Annotated in this window: 10 protein-coding genes; 7 read left to right on the top strand and 3 right to left on the bottom strand. The window is 39.2% G+C overall.

Annotated elements, in window-relative coordinates; translation table 11 throughout:
* Positions 1-172 precede the first annotated feature (172 nt).
* The 6 genes from ACFSFY_RS05875 (at position 173) to ACFSFY_RS05850 (ending at position 3702) form a co-directional block, all read left to right on the top strand.
* On the top strand, positions 173-1522 hold the full coding sequence (locus ACFSFY_RS05875) for an AAA family ATPase (protein ID WP_381536254.1): 1350 nt from the start codon (positions 173-175) through the stop codon (positions 1520-1522).
* A complete protein-coding gene (locus ACFSFY_RS05870; protein WP_381536253.1) occupies positions 1519-2238 on the top strand; it encodes a hypothetical protein in 720 nt (239 codons plus the stop codon). Before ACFSFY_RS05875 ends, ACFSFY_RS05870 begins: the two co-directional genes overlap by 4 nt.
* A gap of 115 nt (positions 2239-2353) precedes the next feature.
* Complete coding sequence (locus tag ACFSFY_RS05865) at positions 2354-2575, top strand: DUF1659 domain-containing protein (RefSeq protein WP_381536252.1); 222 nt, start codon at positions 2354-2356, stop codon at positions 2573-2575.
* Positions 2576-2652: 77 nt separating this feature from the next.
* A complete protein-coding gene (locus tag ACFSFY_RS05860; RefSeq protein ID WP_381536251.1) occupies positions 2653-2865 on the top strand; it encodes a DUF2922 domain-containing protein in 213 nt (70 codons plus the stop codon).
* Between the two features lie 82 nt (positions 2866-2947).
* Positions 2948-3076 carry a YvrJ family protein gene (locus ACFSFY_RS05855; RefSeq protein ID WP_381536250.1) on the top strand — a complete coding sequence of 43 codons (129 nt, stop codon included), beginning with the start codon at positions 2948-2950 and terminating at the stop codon, positions 3074-3076.
* Positions 3077-3117: 41 nt separating this feature from the next.
* A complete protein-coding gene (locus ACFSFY_RS05850; protein WP_381536249.1) occupies positions 3118-3702 on the top strand; it encodes a peptidoglycan DD-metalloendopeptidase family protein in 585 nt (194 codons plus the stop codon).
* 277 nt (positions 3703-3979) lie between these two features.
* On the opposite strand, the gene ACFSFY_RS05845 is transcribed toward ACFSFY_RS05850, so the two are convergent.
* A complete protein-coding gene (locus ACFSFY_RS05845; protein WP_381536248.1) occupies positions 3980-4669 on the bottom strand; it encodes a type 1 glutamine amidotransferase domain-containing protein in 690 nt (229 codons plus the stop codon).
* Between the two features lie 74 nt (positions 4670-4743).
* On the opposite strand from ACFSFY_RS05845, the gene ACFSFY_RS05840 reads away from it, so the two are divergent.
* Entirely contained in the window at positions 4744-5082 is a 339-nt protein-coding gene (locus tag ACFSFY_RS05840) for a MerR family transcriptional regulator (RefSeq protein WP_381536247.1), read from the top strand.
* Positions 5083-5130: 48 nt separating this feature from the next.
* Here ACFSFY_RS05840 and ACFSFY_RS05835 read toward each other — a convergent pair whose 3' ends face one another.
* Together ACFSFY_RS05835 and ACFSFY_RS05830 are read right to left on the bottom strand one after the other, a co-directional pair.
* Entirely contained in the window at positions 5131-6105 is a 975-nt protein-coding gene (locus tag ACFSFY_RS05835; protein WP_381536246.1) for an ornithine cyclodeaminase family protein, read from the bottom strand.
* 81 nt (positions 6106-6186) lie between these two features.
* Positions 6187-6651, bottom strand: a complete 465-nt coding sequence (locus ACFSFY_RS05830; RefSeq protein WP_381536245.1) for a GNAT family N-acetyltransferase — start codon at positions 6649-6651, stop codon at positions 6187-6189.
* Positions 6652-6848: the final 197 nt, after the last annotated feature.

The raw sequence follows: 6848 nt of genomic DNA, 5'->3' as shown, positions 1-6848 counted from the left end.
GTGATTGTTGAGTTTTTAAAAATTATTATTGAAGGCTTTGGTTTCGTGCGGCCATTTTTCGCGAAAAATGGCATTTGACTTATATTACATTATACGCTGTCACCAATATAACTCTGGAATAAATCACTTTGTTATGGGCAAGTACTAAAGAACTTCTGAAAGGATGTGCAGAATGGAACCGATAATTCGCGTGTTGGATGTGACCTTACAAAATTTCAAAAATGTGCGTTACGGCAAAGTTACGTTCCCTTCTTCAAAGTCAATGTCCGTCGACAATTCCGATGTCTTGGGGGTTTATGGACAAAACGGTTCTGGAAAAACTGCCATTGTTGAAGCATTTGGCGTCCTCAAGACATTCCTTCAAGCTGATAAGTTTCCGAATGAGTTTAAGCATTTAATTTATTCTGGGGAACAAACAGCTTCTTTACAATTCTCATTTTTAGTGCAAAAAGAGACTGAACAATTTATTTTAGAATACACAATTGACTTTGGAAATTTAAAAGACAAAGCCGTCTTGAAAAATGAATCTCTAAGATACAAAAAAGTAGCAAAAGGCGTTCGAATCAAAGAACTTATTTCCTACTCAGCAAGTGAAAACTCCGATTTTTTAAACGTAAGAAATCCTGAAAAGATTAAAGGATTTGATTCAATCGTAGATTTAAAAGTGAGTAAAAGTCTAGCCCAGAAGGAAAAAACATCCTATTTATTCAGAAAAGATACGTTAGAAATTTTAGAAAGAAATGAGTTACAAGATGAATATTATTATTTAAGCACTCTCAAGTTTTCATTTTGTAGAAATTTACATATAGTAACGAATGAAAGTTCAGGACTGATCTACGCAAATATCATCTTACCCATCGCTTTTCAAATGGAGAATTCAAGTTTCGATGGTGGTGGAACCGTTCCTTTTGAATTTGACGGATCCCGGGTAATTCCAAAGAATGTATATGAAATGGCCGTCGACATTTTCGAGCAAATCAATATCGTATTGACAAAGGTGATTCCCGGCTTAACGGTTGAACTGAATGACCTTGGAAGAGAAACGGACGTGAACGGGAAAGAAGGCGTTCGTGTTGAAATTCTCAGCAATCGCAATGGAATTAAATTACCCTTTTGGTGTGAATCGGATGGTATTAAAAAGCTGTTCTCGATTCTAAGTACATTAATTACAATGTTTAACAAATCAAATTCATGCATCATTATCGACGAACTCGATGCTGGGATTTTCGAGTTCTTGTTAGGTGAAATTATTGAGATCCTTGAAATTCACGGAAAAGGACAATTGCTCTTTACCTCCCATAACTTGAGACTTTTGGAGGTACTCTCAAAGGAATGCTTGTTTTTCACTACTACAAATCCTGATAATCGATACATCAAACTTTCTGGCCTAACAAAAACAAACAACCTCAGAGATGTTTACATACGAGCGATTCAATTGGGAGGTCAGGTGGAGGAAATTTATCATGAAACAGATTCTTTCTATCTTAGACAAGCTTTTAGAAAAGCTGGTGAAATTAGATGAAAGCAGCTCAACAAAGTAAAAAAGTTGTCATTATTATAGCTGAAGGAAACTCAGAAGAATACGCATTATATCCTTTTTTAAAAGAATTAGGTAAACCTCTCAACATTATGTTTACGATCACTCATGGCGATATTTTATCCGATTATAAGAATGAAAAAACGAGCCACAAAGATGTGATTAGTAGCGTGGTCAATGATTTCATTAAAGAAAGAAAGTTTTTAAAAGAGGATATTTTAATCGTTGCACAATTAACGGACACGGACGGCGTCTTCATGGATGAATCCAAAGTCATTGTCGATAACTCGGTGGAACGAATTAAATACAGCGAGGAATTCATTGCAATTCATAACGAAAGCCAAATAGACGCAATCGTGAACAGAAATAAGTTGAAATCAGATAAACTGAAAGCTCTAGTAAAGACAGATTTCACGTTATCCAATATCCCTTATAAAATCTATTACTTTTCTTGTAATTTGGATCATGTATTACATGGGGATCCAAATAGCGATGGTAAAGCGGAAAAAGCCGATGAATTTGCAAATTCCATGAACAACAGTGACATCCATGATTTCTTTGAACTGCAAGCCATTTACGATACTGAAAACTATGAAGGGTCATGGGAGTTTGTATTTAACGACAACAATTCTCTTAAAAGAGGAAGTAATCTTATTTTATTATTGAATGAACTGAATACGTTAGTGCCGCAAGTGGAATAGTGTTGAAATTGTAAGGGGGACAGTCACCATTACAATTCCAATACAATTCATTTCTTCCACCGGTATCCGTTTCCTCCTAAATTCTCTATATAGAGGATGAAAGGAGGTGAGAAATATGGCGACAACAGTTCAATTTCAACATGCGATTGGCCGTGTTTTCTTCGACGGGGGTATGACGGACGATGGCAAGATGATCCGCAAATCGAAGACGTATCGCAACGTCAAAGAGAACGCACCCGCTGCAAACTTGTATAACGCGCTCGAGCAACTTGCTGAGTTATCCGATGTTCCGTTCATCGAAGCAGAAATCGTAGAAACATCGAGTTTGATTAATTAACAAGGAAAAGCGTAGGGCGCCTGCATAGACTCGAGGGGCTGGCGCGCGAAGTCTAGACAAAAAAGGAGGGATACCAAATGGCTAAAACACTACAGTTGAATTTCAACACAGCAAGCGGCAAAAAAGTGACATTGACTGTCGATGAACCCCGTGCAGATTTAACACCGCAAAGCGTCGCTGCGGCAATGCAGGAAATCATCACTTCGGACGTATTTGAAGTGGACGGCGCAACACTTGCTTCCGTAGCAGGCGCTCGAATTATCGAACGTACAATCACTGAACTTGTATAACGCATATCAACAGACATAAACCGGTTCACCAGTTTTCGAACTGGGAGCCGGTTTTTCATGTTGAAAGAAAGGAGGAAACGAAATGGAACAATGGATAAGCCTCATACAAGAAATCGGTTTCCCGATATTCGTATCATTCTATCTATTGCACCGGCTCGAATCAAAACTCGTTGCCATTCATGATGTGCTTGTTGAATTAAAAACACAGTGACGGATCATCCATTTTTAATTGCTGGAAAAGGAGGGAAACTCATGTTCATTAAACCATGTGAAGGTCGGGTCACATCCCCTTTTGGGTACCGCATCCATCCGATCACTCGTAATCGGATGATGCATTGGGGTGTCGATTACGGAAATACCCCGTCAAACAACGCAATTGTTGCGGCTGCAGCTGGGAAAGTTACTTTTTCCAAGTCTACAAACGGCTATGGAAGCACGGTTATGATTATCCATTTAATTGGTGGACGGACCTTTGAAACCGTGTATGCCCATCTACAGTCTATGAATGTGAAAGTCGGACAAACAGTGAAACTAGGCGAACGCATTGGTATGAAAGGTACGACTGGAAACAGTACAGGAATCCATCTCCATTTCGAAGTGCACACCGGTCGTTGGAACAATTCATTTACGAATGCGGTGGATCCCGAAGTGACGCAAATACAAAGCATGCTTTTCCAAGTAGGGTACAAAATCGGTGTTGACGGAATATACGGACCTGCTACAAAGTCTGCGGTGAAGTCGTTTCAAAAGGCATCGGGGCTTGTTGTGGATGGGATTGCGGGTAGGTTGACGATAGCTGCGCTTGATGAGGTGATGAGGGATTTCGTCCAAGTATAAGAAATACTAAAATGCCCGATTCTAGAATTTAATTGGTTGGACGAACTCACGGCTTCGTTGGACGAACCGACCAGTTGGTTGGATGAGCTTATAGCATGGTTGGACTATTTGGGTTTGGTTGGACAAACTAATCGCTTCGTTGGACGAACCGACCAGTTGGTTGGATGAACTTATAGCATGGTTGGACTATTGTTCAAAGGACTGTCACCAAACGATAAAAAAGCACTTCATTGATCAAGTTGATCAATGAAGTGCTTTTTAAATACATTTAATCCGATTATCGTGCTGACTTCAATAATTCCAAGACTTCTTTGGCAACTGCACCGCCTGATGCTGGATTTTGTCCAGTGACGACGCGTTGGTCCGCTACAGCGAACTGTGCCCAGTCTTCGCCTTTAACGTACTTGGCTCCTCTGTTGACTAGCTCATCTTCTGTTAAAAATGGAACTACTTTATCCAATCCAAGTGCGATTTCTTCCGTATTAGCAAAGCCAGTAACTTTTTTATCAGCTATTAAATAGGCCCCTGCTGCATTTTTAATGTTGAATAAACCTGCAACGCCGTGGCAAACACCAGAAACAATACCACCATTTTCATGAATTGCACTAGCGATATTTTGTAACTTTTCATCATCAGGGAAATCCCACATGACACCGTGCCCACCAGTATAATAAATGGCGTCATACTCTTCCGGACGTACAGCTTCTGGCGATAAAGTAACACTTAATTTATTTAAAAAATCTTTATTTGAATAATAATTCCAATCCAATTCAGTCATTTGATCTGGCTGTAAGCTGGACGGATCAATCGGAGTAAATCCACCTTTAGGGCTGACGTAATCGATTTGGTACCCTTCCTTCTCCACCTTATCCGCAAAGTGAACCGCTTCACCTAACCATAATCCTGTTGCACGTTCCTCGTTTGGATATTTAGATACATTCGTTACAACTACTAAGATCTTTTTCATTGTGCATTCCCCTTTTTGTTTGATACTATAAACCTTAGAGGTTAAACCATACTTTAAGTCAAGGAGAATGTATTATGTATTCCATCCAAAAAGCCAGCTTATTATCCAAAATTCCTTCAAGCACAATTCGATATTATGAAAAAATAAGTTTAATTCCTCCAATAAAAAGAAATGCACAAGAACATCGTTTTTTCGATGAAAAGGACATTGAAATCCTTAATTTAATAAAATGTTTCCGTCGTCTCGGCATGTCCATTGAAGATATAAGAGCAAGCATTTCAAACATTAATTTAGACTATGAAGAAGTGAATACAAAGACGATTTTATTGCAGCACAAGAATAAGTTGGAAGAGCAAATTGATATTTTAAATTCATATATTCATGAAATCGATGAGAAGATATTTGTTGAGTGACCGATACCGTTTCCATTGTCGGAATTGCAAGGGAGACTGTCACCGTTTTCACATATTGAAAGTGGTTCCAATGCCTTGTTCTTTTGCTTTCGTGTAAACGAAGGCACCGATCATTGCATCGAATAATGCCATGCTCACAGACTTGAAAATAAGTGGACTCGAAGGATTTGATCTAACCAATTCTTGATTCCCACATAATATATCGGAAAGCAACACTACATCTTTTTCGGAGATCCACTTATTTTCTAACGGATCCATAATATCCCCGCACTCTACTTTTCCTTGTTCAGAATCGATAATGTACTGCTCTGCACTTCTAAATAGTTTTTCAGGAAGCTCTCTCATATTGCTTTTATAGGAACCCACTCCCACAATTAATTTACCATTGTAAATCGCTTCTTCATTCGGAAGAACTGGGTCTACGGATGTCGTCGCCGTAATAATGACATCTGACTTATTGATCAGTTCATGAACATCTTCCATCCCAATCATTTGGGCCGTACTAGACGTGAGTTCTTTATACTCTCTAATAAAACCATTGATTTTTTCTGGTGAGCGATTGTATAAATAGATTGTTTCAACTTCAGTTTCAGCTTCTGCCGCCATTAATTGATAGATTCCTTGGATTCCCGTACCTACTAACCCAATTGTTTTCGCCTCTGGTTTCAAATGGCGTACCGCAACACCGGATACTGCCGCGGTTTTAATGGCTGTTAAAATGGTTCCTTCGATGAGCGCAAGTGGATCACCTGTCTCCCGGTCATTTAACAGAATTACACCTTGTGTCACAGGATTTTTTCTTGCATAATTGGAAGGATAGGAAGTCACTACTTTCAACCCGATATATTCGTCTACAAAACAAGGCATCAATGCGTAGTCGTCCTCACCTTTTACTTTTGAAAAAACCCGCGTTGGCATTTCATATTCGCCCGTCGCATATTTTCTGAATGCGTCTTCCATTACATCAATCGCATCTTCCATTGATAGGACTTTCTCCACATCTTCTCCCGACAGTAATAACACAAAATCACCCTCTTTCACAAAATTTGTAGCTGTTGTATTTAAACATCAAAGCCATCAGATTTAATCCCAATAGGTTCTACATTAAAGATGTAATTTCAACCCCTCATGAGATGCTGTAAACCCCAATTGTTCATAAAAATGCAATGCTTCGTCTCGTTTTTTATCGGTCGTTAACTGAACGATATGGCAACCGTGCTCTTTAGATCTTTGAACCGCATACTCAATTAACCTACTTCCAATCCCTTGCCCCCGCGCCGTCCGTGCGATTCGAACCCCTTCAATCGTTGCCCTCCACCCACCTTGCCGAGTTATGTATGGAGTAAACGTTATTTGTTGAACACCAACAATTTCAGCGCCAATACACGCAACGACTAATTTATGATTGGGATCCGATTCAATCGCCTTAAATGCATTCAAATAAGACTCCGGAAGTGGCTGTTCATAACGCTCTCGAGTGCTGCCCAAAACATCATCCGCAAGCATTTGTACAATAAAATCAAGATCTTTTTCAAGTGCTTGTCTAAAAATGATTTTGTTACTCTCCATTGGATAAACCTCCTTTTTCAGCAGATTCCCGTATACCACACACATAAATTCTACGGAATAAGCATATTGGATCAAAAAAACAGCTTCAAGATGGATGGAGTCCATATAATTGTGTAAATAGGAAAAGGCATTTTCCATTCCTTATGATAAAATGTTTTCAACGACGATAAACATTTAGGAGGAATGGAAAATGGCCT

Source organism: Sporosarcina siberiensis, assembly GCF_042681925.1.
Taxonomy (GTDB): domain Bacteria; phylum Bacillota; class Bacilli; order Bacillales_A; family Planococcaceae; genus Sporosarcina; species Sporosarcina siberiensis.
This window is presented reverse-complemented; position numbering and strand designations above follow the sequence as displayed.

Bases quoted from the DNA above. Each gene is read 5' to 3' on its own strand.
- ACFSFY_RS05875 (WP_381536254.1), top strand. From the start codon at position 173: ATGGAACCGATAATTCGCGTGTTGGATGTGACCTTACAAAATTTCAAA.
- ACFSFY_RS05870 (WP_381536253.1), top strand. From the start codon at position 1,519: ATGAAAGCAGCTCAACAAAGTAAAAAAGTTGTCATTATTATAGCTGAA.
- ACFSFY_RS05865 (WP_381536252.1), top strand. From the start codon at position 2,354: ATGGCGACAACAGTTCAATTTCAACATGCGATTGGCCGTGTTTTCTTC.
- ACFSFY_RS05860 (WP_381536251.1), top strand. From the start codon at position 2,653: ATGGCTAAAACACTACAGTTGAATTTCAACACAGCAAGCGGCAAAAAA.
- ACFSFY_RS05855 (WP_381536250.1), top strand. From the start codon at position 2,948: ATGGAACAATGGATAAGCCTCATACAAGAAATCGGTTTCCCGATATTC.
- ACFSFY_RS05850 (WP_381536249.1), top strand. From the start codon at position 3,118: ATGTTCATTAAACCATGTGAAGGTCGGGTCACATCCCCTTTTGGGTAC.
- ACFSFY_RS05845 (WP_381536248.1), bottom strand. From the start codon at position 4,669: ATGAAAAAGATCTTAGTAGTTGTAACGAATGTATCTAAATATCCAAAC.
- ACFSFY_RS05840 (WP_381536247.1), top strand. From the start codon at position 4,744: ATGTATTCCATCCAAAAAGCCAGCTTATTATCCAAAATTCCTTCAAGC.
- ACFSFY_RS05830 (WP_381536245.1), bottom strand. From the start codon at position 6,651: ATGGAGAGTAACAAAATCATTTTTAGACAAGCACTTGAAAAAGATCTT.